General features: G+C 55.3%; 17 protein-coding genes. 6 read left to right on the forward strand and 11 right to left on the reverse strand.

The window, feature by feature from the left end; translation table 11 throughout:
* Nucleotides 1–4: 4 nt before the first annotated feature.
* Both Mal52_RS24440 and Mal52_RS24445 read right to left on the reverse strand, forming a co-directional pair.
* Nucleotides 5–937, reverse strand: coding sequence for a thiamine-phosphate kinase (locus Mal52_RS24440; protein WP_145379133.1), 933 nt, complete (start codon nucleotides 935–937; stop codon nucleotides 5–7).
* A 239-nt stretch (nucleotides 938–1,176) separates the two neighbouring features.
* Nucleotides 1,177–2,577, reverse strand: coding sequence for a trypsin-like peptidase domain-containing protein (locus Mal52_RS24445; RefSeq protein WP_197534444.1), 1,401 nt, complete (start codon nucleotides 2,575–2,577; stop codon nucleotides 1,177–1,179).
* A 458-nt stretch (nucleotides 2,578–3,035) separates the two neighbouring features.
* On the opposite strand from Mal52_RS24445, the gene Mal52_RS24450 reads away from it, so the two are divergent.
* Complete coding sequence (locus tag Mal52_RS24450; protein ID WP_145379135.1) at nucleotides 3,036–3,353, forward strand: tetratricopeptide repeat protein; 318 nt, start codon at nucleotides 3,036–3,038, stop codon at nucleotides 3,351–3,353.
* A gap of 63 nt (nucleotides 3,354–3,416) precedes the next feature.
* On the opposite strand, the gene Mal52_RS24455 is transcribed toward Mal52_RS24450, so the two are convergent.
* From Mal52_RS24455 to Mal52_RS24465, 3 genes are all read right to left on the reverse strand, one after another.
* Complete coding sequence (locus Mal52_RS24455; protein WP_145379136.1) at nucleotides 3,417–5,018, reverse strand: SLC13 family permease; 1,602 nt, start codon at nucleotides 5,016–5,018, stop codon at nucleotides 3,417–3,419.
* 51 nt (nucleotides 5,019–5,069) lie between these two features.
* Nucleotides 5,070–5,528 carry a universal stress protein gene (locus Mal52_RS24460; protein WP_145379137.1) on the reverse strand — a complete coding sequence of 153 codons (459 nt, stop codon included), beginning with the start codon at nucleotides 5,526–5,528 and terminating at the stop codon, nucleotides 5,070–5,072.
* Nucleotides 5,529–5,598: 70 nt separating this feature from the next.
* Nucleotides 5,599–5,967, reverse strand: coding sequence for a hypothetical protein (locus tag Mal52_RS24465; RefSeq protein ID WP_145379138.1), 369 nt, complete (start codon nucleotides 5,965–5,967; stop codon nucleotides 5,599–5,601).
* A gap of 192 nt (nucleotides 5,968–6,159) precedes the next feature.
* On the opposite strand from Mal52_RS24465, the gene gyrA reads away from it, so the two are divergent.
* From gyrA to prfB, 4 genes are all read left to right on the forward strand, one after another.
* A complete protein-coding gene (gyrA, locus tag Mal52_RS24470; protein ID WP_145380770.1) occupies nucleotides 6,160–8,826 on the forward strand; it encodes a DNA gyrase subunit A in 2,667 nt (888 codons plus the stop codon).
* 124 nt (nucleotides 8,827–8,950) lie between these two features.
* Complete coding sequence (gene rfbB / locus Mal52_RS24475; protein ID WP_145379139.1) at nucleotides 8,951–9,967, forward strand: dTDP-glucose 4,6-dehydratase; 1,017 nt, start codon at nucleotides 8,951–8,953, stop codon at nucleotides 9,965–9,967.
* Nucleotides 9,968–10,076: 109 nt separating this feature from the next.
* Nucleotides 10,077–11,378: a UDP-glucose dehydrogenase family protein gene (locus Mal52_RS24480; RefSeq protein WP_145379140.1), complete on the forward strand. Its 1,302-nt coding sequence runs from the start codon at nucleotides 10,077–10,079 to the stop codon at nucleotides 11,376–11,378.
* Nucleotides 11,379–11,551: 173 nt separating this feature from the next.
* A protein-coding gene (gene prfB / locus Mal52_RS24485; RefSeq protein ID WP_197534445.1) for a peptide chain release factor 2 occupies nucleotides 11,552–12,659 on the forward strand; the annotation gives its coding sequence in 2 pieces (ribosomal slippage) (nucleotides 11,552–11,620 and nucleotides 11,622–12,659; 1,107 coding nt in all).
* A gap of 62 nt (nucleotides 12,660–12,721) precedes the next feature.
* Here prfB and Mal52_RS24490 read toward each other — a convergent pair.
* The 3 genes from Mal52_RS24490 to Mal52_RS24500 form a co-directional block, all read right to left on the reverse strand.
* A complete protein-coding gene (locus Mal52_RS24490; protein ID WP_145379141.1) occupies nucleotides 12,722–13,189 on the reverse strand; it encodes a RidA family protein in 468 nt (155 codons plus the stop codon).
* A gap of 119 nt (nucleotides 13,190–13,308) precedes the next feature.
* Nucleotides 13,309–16,950, reverse strand: a complete 3,642-nt coding sequence (locus tag Mal52_RS24495) for a cytochrome c biogenesis protein (protein ID WP_145379142.1) — start codon at nucleotides 16,948–16,950, stop codon at nucleotides 13,309–13,311.
* A 1-nt stretch (nucleotide 16,951) separates the two neighbouring features.
* On the reverse strand, nucleotides 16,952–17,725 hold the full coding sequence (locus Mal52_RS24500) for a hypothetical protein (RefSeq protein ID WP_145379143.1): 774 nt from the start codon (nucleotides 17,723–17,725) through the stop codon (nucleotides 16,952–16,954).
* A gap of 523 nt (nucleotides 17,726–18,248) precedes the next feature.
* Here Mal52_RS24500 and Mal52_RS24505 point away from each other — a divergent pair.
* The gene (locus Mal52_RS24505; protein WP_145379144.1) at nucleotides 18,249–18,452 is read left to right on the forward strand and encodes a hypothetical protein; all 204 of its coding nucleotides are present in this window, start codon (nucleotides 18,249–18,251) and stop codon (nucleotides 18,450–18,452) included.
* A 35-nt stretch (nucleotides 18,453–18,487) separates the two neighbouring features.
* Here Mal52_RS24505 and Mal52_RS24510 read toward each other — a convergent pair whose 3' ends face one another.
* From Mal52_RS24510 to Mal52_RS24520, 3 genes are all read right to left on the reverse strand, one after another.
* The gene (locus Mal52_RS24510) at nucleotides 18,488–19,750 is read right to left on the reverse strand and encodes a M14-type cytosolic carboxypeptidase (RefSeq protein WP_145379145.1); all 1,263 of its coding nucleotides are present in this window, start codon (nucleotides 19,748–19,750) and stop codon (nucleotides 18,488–18,490) included.
* Nucleotides 19,751–19,767: 17 nt separating this feature from the next.
* A complete protein-coding gene (locus tag Mal52_RS24515; RefSeq protein ID WP_145379146.1) occupies nucleotides 19,768–20,877 on the reverse strand; it encodes an SMP-30/gluconolactonase/LRE family protein in 1,110 nt (369 codons plus the stop codon).
* A gap of 92 nt (nucleotides 20,878–20,969) precedes the next feature.
* Complete coding sequence (locus Mal52_RS24520; RefSeq protein ID WP_145379147.1) at nucleotides 20,970–22,754, reverse strand: hypothetical protein; 1,785 nt, start codon at nucleotides 22,752–22,754, stop codon at nucleotides 20,970–20,972.
* Nucleotides 22,755–22,837 lie beyond the last annotated feature (83 nt).

A 22,837-nucleotide genomic window follows, 5' to 3' on the forward strand; every position in this document is an offset into this window, starting at 1 on the left:
GCAATTATAACAGATGCTTCCAGCCTGACACCGGTAGGGGGATCACCTCACCGGCTGCGGTGCGCAATTGCATTTCGTTCCCGTCAACGACCGTGCCGATTCGCGACAGTGGGATCTCCAGCGGTGAGTTGGCCAACAACCGTACAGCGTCATCCTCTGAAACGGTAAACAACAACTCAAAGTCCTCACCGTCGGAGAGGGCATGTTCCCAAGCAGAGCGATCGTCTTGGCCGGCGGCGGTTTGGGCGGCTGGGCTGATGGGGATTGCCGACTCGTCTAAAATAACTCCCACGCCGCTTTCTTCGACAATGTGCTGCAAATCCGCTGCCAAGCCGTCGCTGACATCGAGCATGGCATGCAGGTCCACGGTTTCATGTAGCTTCAAGGCTTCGTTGATGCGGGGCGTGAAGTCGAGGTGTTTGCCCGCTAGACTGCCGCCCAATTCTCCGGTGACAAAGATCGCGTCACCTGGGCGAGCGCCGCTGCGGGTTACGGCGCCGCGGTCGGTTGTTTCACCCAAGGCGGTGATGCTGATGACCAGCGGACCTTGCCAGCTATTGGTATCTCCGCCGGCGATGGCGACACCGAATTGGTCGGCCAACTCCCCGATGCCGGCGTACAGTTCCTCGGCGAATTTCGCGGGGATACCACGGGGCAGGGCGAGGCTGATGACAGCTGCCAAGGGGCGTCCGGCCATCGCGGCAATATCGCTGAGATTGACCGCCAGTGCTTTATGGCCGATTTGCCGGGGCGTCGCCGGGGGCATGGTAAAATGCACCCCTTCCATCAGCATGTCGACCGTGACCAGACAGTTCGCCGGATTTGGAAAGGCTAATGCTGCGGTGTCATCGCCGATTCCCAGCGGGATACGTTCATGAGCGCGGGTCTGTTGGCGAATCCATGCGATCAGTTCAAATTCATGCCGGCCGGTGTTCACCCGAGTGGACCTTAGCTGATTGGGGTTAAAGAGACTCTCGCCCGGATTGTAGGCCCGTACCGATGTGCTGGGAAGGACCGTACGTCTCGGCGCATAAAAACACCGGACCCCAGCTAGCCACGGCGCTGGGATCCGGCGTTAGTCTTCTTACTGCAACCGGTGAGTCAAGGTGATGACAGTCCTAGCATCACGCAGCAGAGTCAGTAACTTTCAATCATGTGTCCATACCACCTGCAACACTAGTCTTGCAGGGGAAGGCTCAATGTTTTTTCGATAATTTGCTCTCCGCGAATGATATGGCATTTCACAGGTGCCAATTCCGAAGCGGCCGAGTTGGCGGTCAGCGATTTGCGTTGTTGATTGAAGGCATACGTCACATGCGTAATCTTATAGGCTTCCCACAACGCCAAGCCCACAACCACATCGCCGGACTTCACTCCTTTGGCAGCCGCTGGGCCGTTGGCACGGACTTCGATGACCTGCAATCCGCCCTTGTAGTGTTTTTGATACTTGTTGGGCAGTTGGTTTTGGCTGATGGAACGGAATCGCAAACCGAGAATCCGCCAGACCATTTGCTGTGGCGTATCTCCACGATAGGAACTGGTGTCACCATTGTTGGCACGAGCCACGATATTCGTGAGGGGTCGTTCGCCGTTGCGTCCGATGCGGAGTTGCAGGGCGACCTCAGAGCCATCGCGTCGTACTGTGACCGGCACCTCTTTGCCGGGATTGATTCCCAACAACGCTCGTTCGAAGTCTGCCCGATCCGACACTGCCACTTTACCCGCCTTGAGGACTTCATCGCCGGGCAACAACCCCGCTTGGAAAGCCGGGCTGTCGGAATGCGTTCCGCTGACAACCATCTTCTTCGTTTCAGGTGACCGGACATCCTTGGTGAGCAAGCCGTGGTAGGTGCCGAATTTTTCGTTGTCCAGCAATCGCGAAATCGTGCGGCGGGCATCATCGATGGGAATCGTGAAGCCGATTCGTTGTGCTCCGGCACGAATGGCGACGTTAATGCCGATGACTTCGCCGTCCAAGTTCACCAACGGCCCACCACTGTTGCCGGGATTGATGCTGGCGTCGGTTTGGATCAGGTTTTTGTAGCCGATCTTTTCATTGACTTCGACATTACGGCCCAATGCGCTAATGATGCCGCGAGTGATCGTGTGGGTGTATCCAAACGCATTGCCCACAGCGAAGACGGTTTCGCCTCGCATCAAGTCACAGGATGTTCCAAAGGGAGCGACGGGCAGCGAGCGTCCGAAGTCGACTTTGATGATCGCCAAGTCCTGACGGCTGTCAAAGGAGATGACATTGGCTTTGGCTTGCGTGCCATCGATCAATTCGACGCGAATCGCGTCTTGGTCGACGTTGTGAATCACGTGCTCGTTGGTAACGATGTAGCCTCGTTCGTCAACAATCACACCGGTTCCCATGCCGTTCACCTTTTTCGGCGAGCCGAATACAGGGTCTTTGGATTGGGTTTTTTCGGTGTGGATATTAACGACAGATTTTTCGACACGCTGGACCGCATTGACCAGCGGTGTCATACGGCGTTCCGATCCAACGCCGTCATTCACCAACCATGTCAAAAGGAGCGCACAACAGAGTCCGGTAATTTGAATCCGTGGTTGCATAAGTCGGGTTCTTCTCGGCGCGGGGGTCTCAAACCGAGGTTGCATCCAGCAACTTCCGGTTCAACGAATGGCAGCGTCATCAAACTGCAGGCGAGACTCAGATCCGTTGTATCTCGATACCAAAGGTCGGGGCGATGTCCGTTAGAATTTCCAATCGGCCACGCAACCCAAAATTGGTTACCCTTCCGCTGCGGGGTCGGCACGTAGTGTCTGTAGCGATTAGGTAATTCGCTAATTGGGTGAATCCGCATATCTCGAAACATTTTCTTCTCAAGTCAACGTACGCTAGAATGCTGTTTTGATATGCCGACACGGCAAATCTCATAGCCTACCGAGATGCTGTGATTTGTAACGGCCACTCAAAATGCTTAACCCGAACGGTCCCATACTCAAATGGCCCCGACCGGGTGGCAACTGCAAACCCGTTTCCCTCAATATAGACAGCAAAGAAACCCGCCATGTCTCGTCGCGAAAAACTCGAGGAATTATTGGCCGCAGATCCGACCGACACTTTTCTGCAATACAGTATCGCCATGGAATACCGAACCGAGGGTGACCTGCCGGCCGCCGAAGTACGATTTCAAACCTTGTTGAAGGCGTCGCCCGACTACGTCCCGACATATTTTCGGCTGGGCGAGGTGTATACGGAACTCGATCGGATCACCGACGCGCGCGAGATCCTGACAACGGGCATCGAAACCGCTCTGCGTATCGGCGACCAGCATGCCGCCGGCGAAATGACCGAATTCCGGGCGAGCTTGGACGATGCCGGATAGGCCGCACTGCAGGTGACGCGGAGATTTCTCAAAACCCTCGACGTTGACAGTCGCAGCAGCTGCTCACTTCGCCCACGACGGCAACACCTGGGTGTCGATGCCGAAGATGGGGATCACCAATAAATAGGTGACCGCAGTGATGAGCAATACGCCCAGCAGGTTCAACAAGATTCCATAGCGAACCATGTCGAGCACGCGAATCCGACCCGAGCCAAATACGATGGCATTGGGGGGCGTGGCAATCGGCAACATGAAAGCACAGCTTGTGGAGACCGTTGCCGGTAGCATGAACAAACGGGGATCGATTCCCAAGCTGACGGCCGCTGCTCCTAAGATCGGCAAAAAGATTTGCGTTGTGGCGACGTTGGAAGTGAACTCCGTAAGAAACGTCAACAGCAGGCAAATTCCCAGCACCATGACCAGGGGATGGCTACCGGCCGCATATTCGGTGAACAGGGTCCCGAAATAAACAGAAAGCTGAGAATTCTCAAACCCAGCAGCAATCGCAAAGCCGCCTCCAAACAGCAACAGCAATCCCCAGGGGAGTCGCGATGCTGTCTCCCAATCCATCAGGAACCGCAGTTTTCCTTGTTCATCGCGTCCACCGGGCAGGCAGAACATGAGCACGACCATCGCCATCACCGTGGTGGAGTCATGCAGAAAACGATGCGTGAACGAACCGGCGATTTGGCGTGCGGCCAACCAGTTTTCTAGCCAGGTTGCCCAACCCTCAAAGATAACGTGATCCTGAAACTGGAATTTACCCCGCAAAACCCACAAGCAGGCGGTCATCACAAATACGCCGAACATCAGCATTTCGCCCATGGTGGGCGGTCCCAACTCTCGAATGCGGTCGCGAAAAAAGCCGCGTCCCAGCGCCGCCAATTGCGGCTGCGGTGGCATTCTTAAGGTCAACAAGACCCACGCGCAAAAAATCAACAGCATCCCCAACGGCACAAATGCCATCATCCATTGTCCGGCGGTGATTTCCGGTCCCTCGGCAAAATGCTGGTCCCAGACTCCCAAAAAGGCGATGTTCGTCGGCGTCCCCACCAAGGTTGTCGAGCCTCCCATGCTGGCGGCATAGGCGATGCCCAGCAACAGCGCCAAGGAGAGCCGCGACAAATCGGGGCGCTCTCCCGATTCTTGTTTGGCGGACAAGACTTCTTCGAGCGAAGTTAAGATCGCCAGCGCGATGGGCAGCATCAAGAGCGTCGAGGCGGTGTTGCTGATCCACATCGATAAAAATGCCGTAGCGCACATGAACCCCAACACGATCCGTCGCGGGCCGGTGCCGATCAGTCGGACGATATGAAAAGCGATCCGTCGGTGCAGTCCCCAACGTTCGATTCCCAACGCGATCATGAACCCGCCCATTGCCAACACAATGCTTTGGTTCATGTAGGCCGTGGGGACTTCCTTAGCGGGCTGAATCCCCAAGAGAGGAAACAGGGCCAACGGCAGCAAACTGGTGGCGGCAATGGGAACGGCTTGCGTGACCCACCACATGACCATCCACAAAACGACTGCCACGAGTCGATGTGCCTCGACCGACATACCTTCGGGGAGGGGACTGAACAACACGCCCAGGAACAGCAGCGGTCCGCACACCAATCCGGTCCGCCCTACCGGTGTCGGCATTGCCTCGTATGCATTGGAAGACATTGAGCTGCGGAGTTTCCTTATCGCGGCTGTTCGACTGATTGTTATCGAATCTTAAGGATGAACGAACTGATGCCCCTCGGGCCGGACGGTGAGTACCGGGCAGGGAGCTTTGCGGACGACTTTTTCAGCCTCACTGCTGGTCAGCATGTGTGCAATCGCGCCGTGGCCGTGTGTGCCCATGACGATCAAATCGATTTCATTTTCGCGAGCGAAATTGATGATCTCCACAAAGGGTGTGCCATGCACCCAGTGCAATTGGGCGTTGCAGCGTTTTTTGTCGTCGTCGGTCAGCCACCCCTCCATGCGTTCTTGCGCATATTGCTCGAACTCCGCTTTCGACGGCATGGGATAGCTTTCAAACATCGGCAGATAAATCACAGGGTCGACGATGACATGCAGCAAATGCAACGTCGCGCCAAAACGCTCCGCCATTTCCACAGCATAGTTAGCCGCTTCGAGACCGGGTTCGGAAAAGTCGGTGGGCAACAGGATATTTTTCAGTTGGATCATGACGTTTATTCAAACTCGCAAGGCCGTTTTTTTTTCACTCAAACGTTCCGACACAATACCACGGCGGGAATCAGGCGACCAGTCGGTTTGTCGCACCGGGGGCTACTGAACGTATAGCTGTTTGCTGATACGGCAGTGCGGATTTTTCATCGAGTTTTGTACTGCTCACCTCGTTGATAATTCCCTCAAAATTGCTTAAAATCGGCATTGTTGGAATGTCGGTTTTTCGTCGAACCAGCTGAACGAAACCCGTGCCGCAAGTTATTTTGTAGAAAAGGGTTGCGAAACTCGTCTTCGCTGATGGATTGGCAGCAAGACTCCCGGGCACGATGATTTGTGTGCGTGCCTCGATCCGGCGACGAATTCGGCAGATTTCACCTCTCCATTTGGCGTTCTTCAGGCTGAAGTTCGCACGAAAGTTGGCTGGGGATTTTAGCAAGCCCGGCAAATAATCGCGGCGTGTCAGACGCCCTGGAACCGATGGAACCAGCGGCCGAAACCGAACCGCGATCCGTATTCATTTCGCGGTGAATGGATTCCTTGGCGAATCGATTCGCCGAATTGAAAATATGTGTATAGCCCTCAAGGAGGCCAGGAATTGTCGACAGGAGACGCAGAGAACATCCAGCAGATGGATATTCGCGATGAGATGCGGAATAGCTATCTGACCTATGCGATGAGCGTAATCGTCAGCCGCGCGTTGCCCGACGTGAGAGATGGTTTGAAACCGTCGCAACGTCGCATCCTGGTGGCGATGAATGACCTGAACCTGGGCCCGAGCAGCGGGCGAGTGAAGTGTCAAAAGATCTCCGGCGACACGTCGGGAAACTATCACCCGCATAGTGGTGAAGGGGTTTATTTGACGCTCGTGCGTCTGGCGCAGGAATGGAACATGCGCCAAGTCCTGGTCGACAAACAGGGGAACTTTGGTTCGCTGGCCGGATTGCCGCCGGCTGCCGCGCGTTATACCGAAGCTCGGCTCTCGGCTGCGGCGACGGAAATGCTGGATGACATCCGCCGCGACACCGTCGACTTTGTGCCGACCTACGATCAACGGCTGACCGAGCCGGTCGTGTTGCCTTCGCGGTTCCCGAATTTGCTGGTAAACGGTTCCAACGGGATCGCGGTCGGCATGCGGACGATGATTCCGCCGCACAATTTGGCCGAGGTTTGCGATGCCGTGCAATTGCTGATCGACGAACCCAACGCCACGCTCGATGATTTGATGGGATGCATCCAAGGTCCGGACTTTCCCACCGGTGGAATCATCTGCGGACAACTCGGCATCCGGCAGGCGTTTAAAGAGGGACGTTCGACAATCGCCGTCCGGGCCCGTACGCATTTCGAACAAGAGAAAAACCACGACGTGATCGTCGTCACCGAAATCCCTTACCTGCAGACGCGTGACGGGATTCGTGAAAAGCTGGAACAAGTGGTCCGCGAAGGTCGCATTAAAGAAATCTCGCAGATCGTCGATCTCACCGACCGTACGATCCCCGCGTGGCAAGTGCGACTGCATATTATCCTCAAGCGGGACGCGGATCGTGAAGTTGTGTTGAACCAACTCTTCCAGTATTCCCCCTTGCAAACAACGCTCAGTTTGAATTTCGTGGCCCTGGTTGGCAGCCGTCCGAAGCAGTTGTCGCTGAAAGAAATCCTCGAAGAATTCGTACGACACCGCGTAACCGTGCTGCGGCGGCGGACTGAGTTTTTGTTGGCCGAAGCCAAAAAGCGTAAGCACACCGTCGAAGGCTTGTTGATCGCGCAGATCAACATCGACAACGTAATCAACACGATTCGGCAGTCGCCCGATCGCAAAGAAGCCTGTGTGCGGCTGCAAAGTCTGGAAGTCGCCAGCGAATTGATCGCCCGCGCCTTGGGGGATCACGGATTCCAGTCATTCCTGGCTGAACGTCATCCCGGAGCGGAAGCCCCGGCAGCGCTAGAGAATTATGGACTGACCGCAAAACAGGCTGAAGCGATCGTCGCCATGCAACTCGGCTCGCTGGCCGGGTTGGAACGAGAAAAACTCGGTGAAGAACACCGCAAACTGTTGGAAGACGTCGACGAATTCCTGCGGTTGCTCTCCGACGAAGCCCACCTGCTGGCTGTCATCCGCGACGAGATGGATCAACTCAAGGGAAAATTCGGCGACACGCGGCGGACCGAAATCAATGATGAAGAAGTCGGCAACGTCAGCAAAGAAGAGTTGATCACCGAAGAAACCATGGTCGTCACGCTGTCGCATCGCGGATACATCAAACGCATCAAGCTCGACAGCTATCAAGCGCAGAACCGCGGTGGCAAGGGCATTATGGGTGCCAAGTCGGATGACGAGGACCCCATCGAACATCTCTTCGTTGCCAGCACGCACGACTATTTGATGTTCTTCACCGATCGCGGAAAGGTGTACTGGCAGAAGGTCTACGACCTGCCATTGGGCAGCCGCGTCGCTAAAGGGCGCGCGCTGGTTAATCTTGTGCGTCTCGAGCCGGACGAGAAGATCTTCCATTGTCTGGCCGTACGTGATTTCGACGGAGAACGGCAACTAGTGCTGGCCACCCGTAATGGCATCGTTAAGAAGACCGCCCTGTCCGCTTACAGCCGCCCGCTGCGTGGCGGATTGATTGCCGTCAAATTGGACGAAGGGGACGAACTGATCGGCGTGGCGATCGTGGGGCCGGGAGAAGATTTGCTGCTCGCCTCGGCCAACGGGATGGCGATTCGTTTTGCCCAAGAAGACGCACGCAGCATGGGCCGCAATACGCGGGGAGTCAAAGGCATTAGCCTCCGCGAAGGGGACTATGCTGTCGGCATGGTCGTCGCCGATCCGGAGTTGAACCTCTTGACCGTTTGTGAAAATGGTTTTGGCAAACGAACGCCGATCGGGGTCGTTGATCATGACGAGCCAGACACCGAGGACACAGATACCGGCGAATCGGATCCGTCTGCTGTTGAGGACGCTCCCGAGGAAACCGAAGCCGCGTCGGAAGAAACGGTCCGCAGCAGCATGAAATACCGCCGGCAAAAACGGGGCGGCAAGGGGGTCATCGATATTCGTACGACGGAACGCAACGGCAAAGTGGTTGCCGTGACAGCGATTTCAGAAGAGGACGAAGTCTTGATGATCACCGCCGGTGGCAAAATTCAACGTGTGCGGGTTGCCGATATTTCGCAGGTCGGACGCAATACGCAAGGGGTGCGGATTATCCGGATGGGCAAAGACGACAGACTGGTCTCTTTGGCCCGCGTACCTCAAGAAGAGATTGACGAGGATGCGGTCGCTGAGGAAGAATAGGTGTAGACCCACTGCCTGCAACAAGGCGGTTCCCTAAAACTCCTCGGCATCCCTGTGACCGTTCGCCTCATTTTCTACAAATACGACTGACTTCGAAAAGATTGAATTCGAAAAGGATGAGGCGATGCGTCTACTAGTAACCGGTGGCTGTGGGTTCATAGGATCGAATTTCATACGCCAACAATTGCAGACCTATGACGACGTCTCGATCGTCAATCTCGACCTGCTGACCTATGCGGGCAACTTGGAAAATCTCCGCGATGTCGAAGACAACCCACGATACGAATTCGTGCGGGGCGACATCTGCGACCGCGAATGTGTGAACAAGATTTTGGAGAGCCAACCGGTCGATGCGGTGATCAATTTCGCCGCAGAAAGTCACGTTGACCGTTCGATTCTCGATAGCGGCCCGTTCATTCAAACAAATATCGTGGGGACACAAATCCTCCTCGACGCCAGCCGAGCCGCCAATGTGGAGCGTTACCTACAGGTCTCCACCGACGAAGTTTACGGCAGCTTGGGCCCGACCGGTTTGTTCACCGAAGAGACGCCTTTAGCGCCGAGCAGCCCTTATTCGGCATCCAAGACCGCGGCAGACCTGTTGGTCAATGCTTATCACCATTCCTTTGGCTTCCCGGCGATCATCACGCGGTGTTCGAACAACTACGGCCCCTATCAGTTTCCTGAAAAATTGATCCCGCTATTCATTTCCAACGCAGCAGCGGACTTGAAATTGCCCGTCTACGGCACCGGCACCAATGTGCGGGACTGGATTCACGTCGAGGACCATTGTCGCGGTATCGATGCGGCGCTGCGTCGCGGGAGCATTGGCGAGGTTTATAACTTCGGCGGCGGCAATGAACGGACCAACCTGGAAATCACGCACGGCATTTTGAAATTGTTGAACAAGCCCGAAAGCTTGATCCACTACGTCACCGACCGCCCCGGACACGATCTACGGTACGCCATCGATTCCAGCAAAGCCGAACGAGAATTGCAGTGGCAGCCCCAGGTCAATTTTGAACAAGGGCTACAGGACACGATCAATTGGTACTTGTCGCAGGCCGAGTGGACCGCCCATATCAAGAGCGGCGAATACCAAACCTATTACGAAGAACAGTACGGCAAACGACTCGAATAAATCTGATTCAACTTTGATGTTAATGAATCACCCGGCCGCCAAGACGTAGGGCAGTGGCGGTCCCCCATCCGAATGAAACGAACGGTCAAGGCAACGAGGACGACAACATATGAAGATTGCAATGGTGGGGACCGGCTATGTCGGTTTAGTGACCGGGACATGCTTTGCTGAGAGCGGCAACGATGTGACCTGCGTGGATATCGACCAAAAGAAAGTCGATATGCTCCTAGGCGGCGAAGTGCCGATTTACGAACCAGGTTTGACAGAACTGGTCAAACGCAATGCTCAAGCGGGACGATTGCATTTCACCACACAGCTGTCAGAAGCTGTCGCCGATTCGCAATGCGCGTTCATCGCAGTCGGCACCCCGCAGGGCGATGATGGTTCGGCCAACATGGGCGCATTTTGGAAGGTCGTCGATTCACTGGCACCCATCCTGCCCGACGATTGTATCGTCGTTGTCAAAAGCACCGTTCCCGTGGGAACCAATCGTGCGGTTTCGGAACGTTTACGCGAATTGACCGGCCGTGTCTGTGACGTTGTCTCCAATCCCGAATTCCTCAAAGAAGGTTGCGCGATTGACGACTTCACCAAACCGGACCGCGTGGTCGTCGGGGTCGAGCGTCCTGAACCTGCTGAAGTTCTCAAAGAGCTTTACAAACCATTTTTACGCACCGAAAAGCCGTTCCTCTCCATGGGTTTGGAGAGTGCGGAGATGACCAAATATGTGGCCAACTGCATGTTGGCCACCAAGATTAGCTTCATCAACGAAATGGCGAACGTCTGTGACGGCGTGGGCGCCGACATCAACGATGTGCGACGCGGCATCGGGCACGATGCACGCATCGGCTTTTCGTTTCTATTTCCGGGCGTGGGTTACGGCGGGTCTTGTTTCCCCAAGGATGTCCGGGCGCTGGCAGCGGTGGCAGCAGCTCACAAAGTCGAGTCACAGATGCTGGACTCCGTCGACAAAGTCAATCAAGCACAAAAAACGGTACTGTTCAGCAAACTGCAGCGGTATTTCGAAGGCGATTTCTCCGGCCGTACAATTGCCATTTGGGGCTTGGCATTCAAACCTCGCACCGACGACATCCGTGAAGCCCCGGCGCTGGTGTTGATTGATCAATTACTGGCTGAAGGTGCTACGGTGCGAGTCCACGATCCTGTGGCAATGGACAATGTCAAACAAATCTACGGCGACAAGATTACCTATTGGGAAGACCAATACGCCGCTCTCGAAGGGGCGGATGCGTTGGCCATCAATACGGAATGGAACGAGTTTCGCAATCCGAAGTTCGACCTGATGTCCAAGAATCTGACACAACCGATCATTTTTGACGGGCGAAATCTTTACGATCCCGCTAAGATGCGCGATCACGGATTCCATTACGAGGGCATCGGCCTGCGTTAAGCGCCCGATGGAAAAGGGGTGCCACTGGCGGCTTGTCCGCCAGTGCAAACAGCGTGACCAGAAAAGCAGTGCTGGACCAACCAGCAGTAGCACCCGGCGCGCCCCATAGACAATATCTATTTGAGGCCGTTCGGCGCAGCCGGACACCTATTATAAAACGGAGTGATCAGTCGATGGACAACGAATTACGCGGCACCTGTCAAGGAATCTTGGATCGCATTGTTCAGCTCAGAGACTCTCTTTGACTTAGCTGGCAAACAGACTCGCTCGCAGGAAATCAACGAACTGATGGGGGCTCCCGGATTTTGGGACGACCAAGAGAAGGCGCAAGCGCTGGTCGGCGAATTGCGCCGGATCACACTGACGATCAAACCGTTGACGGAGTTGGAAGAAAGCTCCGAAGAGATGGAAGTGCTGATGGAATTCTCCGAGGAGGACGACTCCGGCGAGAGTACGACCGAATTGGAAAGTCTCGCCAAGCAACTTGAAAAACGTCTGGAGGCGATGGAACTCAAGGCGATGATGAGCCGACCCGAGGATGGTTGCAACGCCTATGTCAGTATCCAAGCCGGCGAGGGCGGCACCGACGCATCCGACTGGGCGGCGATGTTGTTGCGTATGTATCAGCGTTGGAGCGAAGACAACGGCTACTCGACAGAACTGATTGATATCTCCGCAGCGGAGGAAGCCGGAATCCGCAGTGCCACGATCGCCATCCGCGGCGATTATGTGTACGGATATCTGAAAGGCGAAGTCGGCAATCATCGGCTGATTCGCATTAGCCCGTTTGACTCCGCCGGCCGCCGTCAAACGTCCTTTGCTGCTATCGATATTGTGCCTGAAATCGAGGACGATCTCGACATCGATATCAACTGGGACAAGGATGTGCGAGAAGACACCTACCGCGCCAGCGGGGCAGGGGGGCAGCACGTTAACAAGACCTCGTCGGCCATCCGCTTAACGCACGAATCGACCGGTGTGGTTGTGCAATGCCAAAACGACCGCAGCCAACACAAAAACCGAGCGACAGCGCGGAAGATGTTGCAGGCCAAGCTGTACCAAATCGAGCAGGAAAAGCGGGACAGTGAATTGGCCGCCAAGCGGGGGGACAAATCCCGTATTGGATTTGGTGGTGAAACGATCCGCTCCTACGTGTTGCATCCGCAACAACAGGTCAAGGATCACCGCACAATGCATACCTCGTCCAACCCCACCCGCGTTTTGGACGGCGACTTAAATGCGTTTATCGAAAGCTACCTGCGGTGGAGCTTGACGAATTAGGCTCGCGGCTTGAGGGGTGAGGCCTGAGGAAAGTGCGCGCGTCGTTTGGCCGTCTATTGATATCAATCGGTGACTTCGGCCCAGACGGCCAATTGCACGGCGGCGTCCAGCGGCATTTCGCTCACCCCCAAGGCCACGCGTGTGTGCCGACCGGCGTCGCCGAATAACTCGACGAGAAGTTCCGAAGCGCCGTTGAGCACCTGTGGCTGATGCTGAAACCCCGGAGCGGAGTGGACATAACCTTCCACACGGACAATCCGCGAGACCTGTTGCAGGTCACCGATGCAGGCTTTGATCTGCGCCAGGGCATTGACTACACAGATCCGGGCAGCATCGATCCCCTGTTGTTCGTGCAGTTCAGTCCCCAACTTTCCGCTAAAGACGATCTCCTTACCGATGAAGGGCAATTGCCCACTGGTGACCACCAGGTTGCCGGTCCGCAGCACGGGAACATAGTTGCCCACCGCTGCCGGCGGGGTGGGAAGATCGTAACCAAGTTCTTGCAGCTTTTCTTCGATCGTTTGGCTCATCGAGCTGGCTCGCAGTTAATTCGTGGGTTGGTATTTGAGTGACAGTTCAGCGGACGCGCATCATAACCAAACTCGCCCCGCAAGCCCAATGCCTACGGTCAGGTTTGCCGTCACGCGTGCTAAGCCGCGCTACGCCATTTATTGCGAGGAATCGCCCCCAGCAAAATGACGGCCATCTGACTGACCCAGAACATGGCCAAGGCTTTGAGCACACCGTCGGTAAAGCCGTAGGAATGCAGGCCGATTCCTAATTCGTTCACGCCGAACCAGGACCAAGCGGTGACGATGTTGCCGAAGATGGCCAGCATGGCCAGCCCGCGATCTTTGACCATTCCGCCCCAGCGGGCATGCAGAATCAACGCGTTCCACAACACAATGATCAAGGCACCGTTTTCCTTCGGGTCCCAACCCCAAAAACGTCCCCACGAATCATCGGCCCATAATCCGCCCAACACCGTGCCGAAGAAACTAAAGAACAGGGCAAAACAAACCGTGCCGTAAATCATGCGGCTCATCGTCTTGCTGTTTTGTGGTGTGAATGTGGTGGTAAAGACACCCCAGATTACATAGATCAGACCCAACATGCCGGCCACGAATGTCGTCGCGTAACCCAACGTAATGCAGACCACGTGTGTCGCCAACCAGAACTGCGTGTCGAGCACTGCTTGCAACACGCCGATAGTATCGCCATCGTTGGAAAGCATGTGCGCGATTCCCAGGGAGACAAAACCGGCCGTTGAGGCAATTACGTTGCCGACCCCGATTTTGAAGATCAGTTCCAGCACAATCCCCATCAACACAGCCGCTAGTCCGATGAAGACCGCCGAGCTGTACAGGTTGGTCACCGGGGGACGGCCGGAGATATACATCCGCATGATCACCGCTGCCATCTGCACGCCGCACAGCAAGACAATCAGCCAAAAGGCGGCGCGATTGAAGGGACGGGTCCACCCCAACCAGGAAAGTGCCGTCAGCACAAATGCCAAGATATACAGCGCTGCCGAGTAATAGAATGGCGATGCATGGTTAAACCATGCTTCGGCATTGACCTTGGCAGGGCGGTAATCGACCGGGCGCTCTGTGGCCAACAATTCGTTGTAATCTTCCACGCCGCGATTAAACGCTTTGGCATCTCCCGCTTTATAGGCATCAAAAATCCCCTTCAGCGCCGCCGTCGCAGGGTTTCCAGCTTCACGCTGCAAATCCACGGTCATGAAATAGTTGACCCATGCCATCGAAAATGGTTCCCAACCGTCCCCAGTGGCCTCTTCGTCCTGCGGGGTTGGTACTGAGCGCGGCGGTTGCATGCGGCTGAGGGCCTGGTTCGCCGCGCGGGCACGCTCCAAGACTTCCTTGGTGAGCATCAAGGTTTTCATCGCTGCTTCGCGGTTGTTCTTGAATTCCTCCTCCGTCGGCAAGGGGGGGAACTCGGCAGCTACGAATGCGGCTTGCAGCAACGTATAGCGGCGGACGCGTTTGTCGAGTTCTAAAACCTTGCGCTGAAACACGCTGAGGTGTTCGGCCCCTTGGTCGCGCGAGACCTCCCGCGCTTTATCGACCTGCTCGTTAAATTCCACCGCCTTAGGCCGCAGTTCCGATAACGAATACAGATACCCTTTACGCGGCTTGAGACCCAGATTCTGCTGAACTTCGAGGTTCTCAATCCGAAAGACCCGATGCTCTTCAGCCGCATCGGTCCCCGCTGCGACATCCAAAAACCAGCGGATGGCGGGTTGACGTTTGACGTTGTTGTCCTTGAAATCCTGCTTGTTGGAAATGATCCGCATGCTATTGCGGGCCAATGTGTCGAACGGCTTCACGCGGCCTTCGAAGACCAACGGCAATTTGCCGAATGCGTACAGATCCATTTCGCCCTCAGCTGTCCGAGGCGGCATCGAGACGCGGAGCAGATACAGTGCGCAAATCCCCACGATCAACACCGGGAACCACTGCGCGGCCATCCCGGCCAAGGTCTTGTCAGGCTCTTCGAGCGGAGGCAGCACGCCGTCGTCATCCGTTTTTGAGGAGGACTTCTCGACCGCCTTGGCCGCGGCAACGGGGCGGGACTGGCGATCCATGAAACGGATCAACACCATGCCAAACTGCGCCAACATGCCGATGACCACAATCATGCAACAGACATAGGGAATCATCCAGCCTGGGTTGCTGACGACCTGCAACGTGGTCGTTTCGGTTCCGGTCCGTGGATCTTGAAAATAACCGCTTTGATAGAACGTTTCTCCGGCGAATCGCAACGGGTTGTTCATCCAGATTTTGACTTCACGATCAACCTTGCGCGACTTATCTACGAGTTGAATATTCGAGGAATAATTCCGCGGGGTATCGGTGCCCAGGTAGTCATCCTTGCGAACGTCGAGCAGCGTGACCTGATAGTCCTTATAGGTTCGCTTGAACCGCATCGCCACGTCGTAGGCTTTCCCGTCAGGAGCAGCCACCGAATCGCTGAAATCGACGTTCGATAAGAAGAGGCCGACGAGGTAAGTCCCCAATTCCTCGCCTGTTTTTTTATCCGTGAATTTCAAATAGGCGGAGGTCAAATCGACGCTGCTGTTGCTGTCCGCCCCGGTACTCGCCTTGGCTTCATCAACCGTCCATTGCTGCCCCACACCCGCGGTCGCTGGCGTTTTTTCGCCCGGCTTAAGTTTGCGGGCATTGGAATTTTGCAGGAACTTGACAACTTCAATGTCAAACGGCAAGAACTCATGTTTGATTTTCGCGCCGGTTTTGAGCATCGATTTGGGGATCACAACGACGTCGTCGGTTTCCTTCCCCGAGGGATCAATGACGGCGAGTTCCACTTCGCGGATGTCGCGGACGAAGTTCGCTGTTTGGTTTTCGCTGACCGTTAATTGCGCTTCCTCGTTGGTCAGGCCCACGTACAGTTCGTTGAACATCAACAGCGCGATGCCCCAGTGCAACAAGACGATCCCGCCCCGTTTTTTGAACAGCAGCAGACATCCCCCCAATAACACCACTCCGGCGAACGAGGCTTTGATCAACTGCCACAAAATCCGCATTTCCGATTCGCCCAGGAATCCGGCGTCCGGTTGGAACACGTAATACAGGAAGAGGCCGCCAATGGAGACGTTGACAATTGCCAACGCCCAGCACAGCAATTTGCGCTGCGTGCCGACTTGAAAGAGCGCATATCCCGTTCCCAACCAGGCTGCCCCCAGTCCGGCCAACGAGAGATACCACAATGTTTTCCACTCCAATTTGGGAGCGATTGAGAATCCGGCCTGGTTGGTTCCACTGGCAATCACCAACCAAGTCACAAACATGCCGACGGCGAGCAATGCAAATCCCGCGATCCGCTGCGATCCTTTGGCTTGCAGTTTAAAACGAATGCCGTGGGCAGCGAGCAAGTTGATGCCCATCAATCCGCCGATCAACCAGCCGCCGGGAAACGGAAAGGTCAGCGGCAAACTCACGGTCTCGGAGATTCGAAGCGACTCAGGAATGTCCCAACCGGGGAAGAACGAGGGGGGGAACAAGACTTTCAGTGGAACCCAGGCAATCGCGGTACGGAAGTAATCATCCATCACCTGCCAAATGTCATCCTGCGCCTGAGCCAACGTGCCGATCAACACCAGTACGATCGCCAATGCGAACAGCACCACGGTGAATTTCAGCGAGGCTAACGGCTTGAGCAGCGGATTGATGTTGGCGCGCACAGAGAGTGAGTCCAGGCGTTCATCGTCAAGTGCCACGGTCTTAGAATGGGTTGTGGTACCGGCCACTTTAGGCTCCGTCAGAAGAGGAAAACTGAATCGATCGCAAGAACGTCTCGAATGCGGGCTTTTCACGTGCCGCCAACGCAGACGGGGCTCGCAATTTGAAGAACCAAACGTTGCCCGCACGCATGACAATCGCCCCTAGAATTGTTTCTTGTTTTGCCGCCGATTCCGGACCGACCAACTCGACAAACAATCCTTCCGTCCCGCCGATCGACATCTGTGTCGAATTGGCTTTTAAGTCTTCTTCGGTGGTGTCGGGCAAATTGACTTGCCCCCGCCAACGATTGATATTCGCTAACAGGCCACCCACATTTCCGGGGAGGCTGATGGCTGTGACTTCCCCGTTGTTGTCTCCGCCAGGAATTTCGAAAGCAGCTTTACGCATTCCCCCGGCGGCAATCTCCTTCCAACCCTCTGGAACTTCATACGTTAATTTCTCAGCCGCTGCGGGCGCGGAAGGCGGCATGGGCGGCCGTGCCGATTTGGGTTGTTTCGGAGCCGTATAACGCCGGATTTGATCCTGATTTCCAAATCCAATTTGAGGACCCGACAAAAACATGCCAGCCAACAAAGGAGCCATGCAAACCAGTTGAAGCAGAAATGGGCGGCCCGCTTTGGACCAATTCGTGATCAGAAAATAGAACGCGAAAAAGGGGATAAACAGACATCCCAGGCACGACCAAATACTCTTCTCGTAGGCTACCAATAAAAACCAAAAACTAGCCACGAGGCCACCGACGCCGCCGATGACCTGCAACAGCATCCCAAGTATTTCCATAGCAATAAATCCTCCGGGGGAAATCACCCCGGCTAGGTCGAAAGTTATGTCTAAATGTTGGTACCGGCAAATGCCCGTCCCATACGTTACTTGCTCAACGTTTCAAGCAATGAAATCCTTGGAGCCATGTTACTCAGGGAGAATTGTTGGGCAAAGTTGGCAGCCTATGTGGTCTGCCGAGGAACAGGTTGAAAATCAGGAATGCGCGGACCGAGAGCGCCTGATAACGCCGCGGGGAACCAGCGCGGGGGGAGCCTGAAAAAACGGGTTTTCCAGGCCAACGCCATGTTTAGGAGGGTTAGATCTTATTATAGGCCCGCAGTCCGCAAAAAGTACACGCTGACTTGTCGGATGTGCTGAAAAATACCGGGAAACCCCCGCGCACCCGGAAAACATGGCGTACACTTCGGTGCTGAAGTCACCGTTTCTCCTCGACACCTAAAACCCCAAAGGTAGCATGATGCTACGCGCAGCAATATTCGCCTGTGGAATCTTCGTTTCCCTCTGCGGAACCGCATTCCTCATGACCGATAAAATCGTAGTTTTCCCCAAACGCGAAGCGGTCGCGCTGATGAAGTTGGAAGCGCCCCGGCGTGATCCACTGGGAGCGATACTCTACGGCGCCGTCGCCCCGCGCCGCGAGATTGTGGTCCCCGAATGGGCCGCTTATGCGACTCTCTCCACCGGAGCCGTCGCGGCTGTACTGGCACTGGGTAAGGGACGTTGAGCTCTGTCCGTTCACAAAACCGCGAAGACAATTGCTTATTGATTCTTGGATTCGTCCGTACGAGGATCGGTTCGCAAATAACGCTCCAACGCCAACCCCAATCGCTGGCCAATCATCTGATACCCGGTTGGATGACTGTGCGGCGTGTTCCAGGCGGTTTCTAAAGTCATGCCGACCACGTGGTCCCGCATGTTCTGTCTAATCCAATTGGCCGAAATCCGCTTCCACAACGGATCGTATTGCGGGCCGGTGGTCGGTAGATCTTTTTCCAACGGCCAAGGCTCAACGAACTCCAAGCGGCTCGCAGCGATAAAACGCTCTTGGTGCCCACGTTGCTGTTCGGAGACCAAACTCGGTGCGGCAACGTAAAAGTACGGCCGCGGCGAATTGGCGCCGGGATTGTGTAAGTCAATGAACGCAACCAAACGTTGTTGCTGATCCAACGCTTGCAGTTTTTGCATGGCAGCTTTGACGGCGTTCCATTGCGTGTCGGCAAACCATCCACGATTGTGATCGTAGGGACGTTGGTTCTTTCCGCCATTGCCTGTCGCCGTATTGTCGATGTCCATGATCGGCACGAAATAGACAACTGTCTGTTTGCGCAGTTGCACGGCGCGGGGATCATCACCCGTGAGCCATTCCACGAATCCGCGTCCCACCCAACTCGCGCCCGATTCCCAAGCGTGTTGCCGCGCTTGGACCCACACCGCCATCCGCGTGCCGTCATCATCGCCACCTTCGGTGACAGTGAGCGCAGGAACAACGCGACCGGCACGTGTGCGACAAAGCGTAAATGCCTTCGCATGCGGAGACGACTTGTCCAGTCTTTTGGCCAAAGCTTCGGCGTCGCTGGGAACAAACGGCGGGCCCCAAGCAAACCAAGCGGTGGTTGCATCAATCTTCGCCGTCCAGACAGCGCGATCCTTGTCGCGCACGCCGGGCTGGGTTTGCGTCCACTGCTTCTGGTCGATGCTCATTGCCGCTCGGCTCGGCAACGCCCAATTCGCGCTGAGCGCTTGTCCGTTGGTGCGTTTGAGTTGGTCCGCCACAACCTCCAAGCGAATGGTTTCGCCCGGCTGAATTCCGTCCAGGCGAAAATACCACCAACAGGGCCAACCGAATTGGGGATCTCCGGCCGGGCGGATCGAGACGCGACGTGCGGTTTGATCAATCTGCACAACCTGAGCCGATCCGCCGGGAAAATCGGACGTGACCCGAAGCTCCTCGGCGCAAAGCGTTGTCGTACAAACAGCGATCGCGAAAAACGCCGCAACGCCTTTTACAATGTCAGACAGCATCCGGTGAAGCTTTCCGCTTACGATATGTGCGCACCCTTGGTCTCGACATACACCGCATACAGCGACTGGCTGGCGGTCATGAACAGACGATTGCGTTTCGTGCCGCCGAAGCAGACGTTGGAGCAAATTTCGGGCAGCAGGATTTGCCCGATACGGTCGCCATCGGGAGCAAAGATGTGCACGCCGTCGTAACCTTCGCCAACCCACCCGGCACTGGCCCAGATGTTGCCATCTTCATCGGCGCGAATCCCGTCAGCGAATCCCGCCTTGCCGTCGAGTTCCATTGACGCAAACACTTGGCGATTGGCCAACGTCTTGCCGTCAACGACATCCCAGACTTTGATGTCTTTCGGTGCGTCGGGGTAGTGCGACGCCCCGGTGTCGGCGACGTAGAGTTTTTTGTAATCGGGTGAAAAGCAGAGGCCGTTGGGTTTGTAGATCTCGTCAGCGACCTTGTCCATCTTGCCGGTTTTGGCATCGATACGATAGACCGCTTCCTTGATATGCAGTGGTCCCTTGACCCCTTCGTAGTTCAGCAAGCTGCCGTAACCCGGGTCGGTGAACCAGATGGCCCCGTCGTGAGGGTGCACGACCGCATCGTTGGGAGCGTTGAGCGGTTTGCCTTCCCATTTGTCGGCCAAGACAGTCATGCTGCCGTCGTATTCATATCGCACAACGCGGCGGTGTCCGTGCTGACACGAGATTTGCCGTCCCTGATAGTCGAAGGTGTTGCCGTTGCTGTTTCCCACCGGATTGCGAAACGTGCTGACATGTCCGTCTTCTTCCAGCCAGCGATGTTGGACGTTATTGGGAATGTCACTCCACAACAAATACTTCCCGACTCCGTTCCAGGCCGGCCCTTCGGCCCACAGCGTGCCACGATATAGCCGTTGAATCGGCGCGTTGCCCAATTTGTATTTGGCGAATCGAGGATCTAAGACCACCACATCGGGATCGGGATATCGAACGGGTGGCGCATCAGGACCGTAATCCCGTCCAAAGGCGAGATTGGCCGTCGCTGCCGCAGTTGCCGCAGCGGTGGCCAGAAACGAACGGCGTCCCAATCGAACGGCGGGCGCGGACGCCGGAACGTTCTCCTCAGCGTTTCCGTTGGCGATTTCAGTCATGGTTGTCTCCTCTCAAGGTGGAAGGTTCATCGTGACGGTTTGCGAAACAGAACGCGACTCAACCGCAGTCCCACATCACTCGAGTCAGATCACTAGAGCCGGATAAAGATGTTGTGCTTCTCAAGATGGCGTACAAACAGATAGTTAATGGCCATGAAGACAAACGTGATAAACCAGCAGTACCACAAAGGCGAATCATTCGGTGCGAGGTTATGCATCGAGTGTCCCACGACGTGGTGGATCGCATAAGCGGCCAGAGGATTCATACCGAAGGTACGGAACACGCCGATATGCATGCCGTTGATATCCGACAGCAAAATGAACAACGCATAAATCGCAATCGCGACCCCTGTGGCGAAGAGGATAAACGAAACGCTGACCATCCGCTTGTACATCATCCAATAGTTCCACTGCCGTCCATACTCGTAGTGCTGCGCACCTAAAAGGCTTCGGTTGAGTTGCTCCAATTCTTTCTGTTGCTTCTCATCCAATTCCGGCATCGCTTCTAACTCATCTCTCTTTTTGAGACGGTCGTTGACAGATTTTTGATCGGGGTGCGGCGGCATGACAAATGGCGGTTCGGCCAACAGGTCCGATAACCCGCGGCCCGCAGCCTTGCTGAAATCAGGGATCATGGGATCCTGCGCATACTTTGCCACGTCGCCCGGTTTTTGCGGAGCGTTGTTCGCCATTTGCTTGAGGAGCGGCTTGGGTTTTTTCTCTTTCCCTTTTTTGCCTTTCCCTGGTTTGCCCTTGGCCTTTTTATCCTTGGCCGGTTTGCCTTCTTCTTTCTTGCCTTCTTCTTTTTTATCCGTTGCTTTTTCGCCTGCGGTCTTTTTGTCCTCGGCCTTTTTGTCCTCGGCCTTTTTGTCTTTGGCTTGGGATTCTTTCGCCGGCTCTTCCTTTGCCGGCTCTTCCTTTGCCGGTTCTGCTTTTGCTGGTTCTGCCTTCTCTTTCTGGTCCTTAGCTTTTTCGTCGCTGGCCTTTTTGTCTCCGCCTTCTTTTTCGGAGGCTTCTTTTTTCGCGGCTGGTTTTTCCGGGGCTGCGGGGAGCGGGGTGTCGTAGAACCGTGTGCCGCAAGAGAGTATGTAGCCGATGATCATGAACACAGCAGCAAACAGAAAGATCTTGCCACCGGCGTTTTTGCGGGTATTCGTCGCCAGAATGTCATAGACCAGCGAACCGGCCAACATGGCTACCGACCAGGACATGATTCCAAAAAATCCGCCATCCCAACACCGATTGCCGCCCGTCTCCCAGAGCTGCACCATCCAGTTGTGCTCATAGCCGTGTACGAATCCCCAGTTGAACCACCACGAGAAGAGCATGTGGAAGACCAAGCAACCGATCATTGCCAGAAACCTGACCAAGGGTCCGGCGGCGATGACCGGCATCACAAAAATCTGACAAACGGCAATAATGCTGAGCACTTCCCAGAGGTTGGACTTGATCAACCTCATGATGAACTGAGTGGTCTTTCTGACTTTCACCTCTTTCATCATTCCGCTGTCGCCGTCGTCGACTTGAATGGTTTCTTCGGCGCTAAAATCACTCCAGTTTTTAAATTCGCCTCCAAAGCCGTACAACATCAATGACACCAAAATTAACGCGAGCGAGCGACGAAAGTAGGTCGAGTAGGTTGTCAGCGCACTGAATTTCTCCAAGCGTTTCAGGATCGTCAACCGATAGGAGAATCCGACGGCGAAGATGAATCCCGGCATGATCCAGTCGGCGAACGTGACGTAGTTGTCGTTATGTTTCCAAAATGGACTGATGGCTTGGAAGTGAGCGAAGTTCACGATGAACATGCTCAGCACGGTAAAACCGCGAAACTGGTCCATGGAATCCACACGGCCAAGTGTCGGTTGAGAACTCATAATAACAACGCCTTCAGTCCGAGAATCGAGAATAATGCTATACGCTGGCTATCAATGTATTGACGGTCGGAACATTAAGTAGA

Source organism: Symmachiella dynata, assembly GCF_007747995.1.
GTDB classification, from domain to species: Bacteria; Planctomycetota; Planctomycetia; order Planctomycetales; family Planctomycetaceae; genus Symmachiella; species Symmachiella dynata.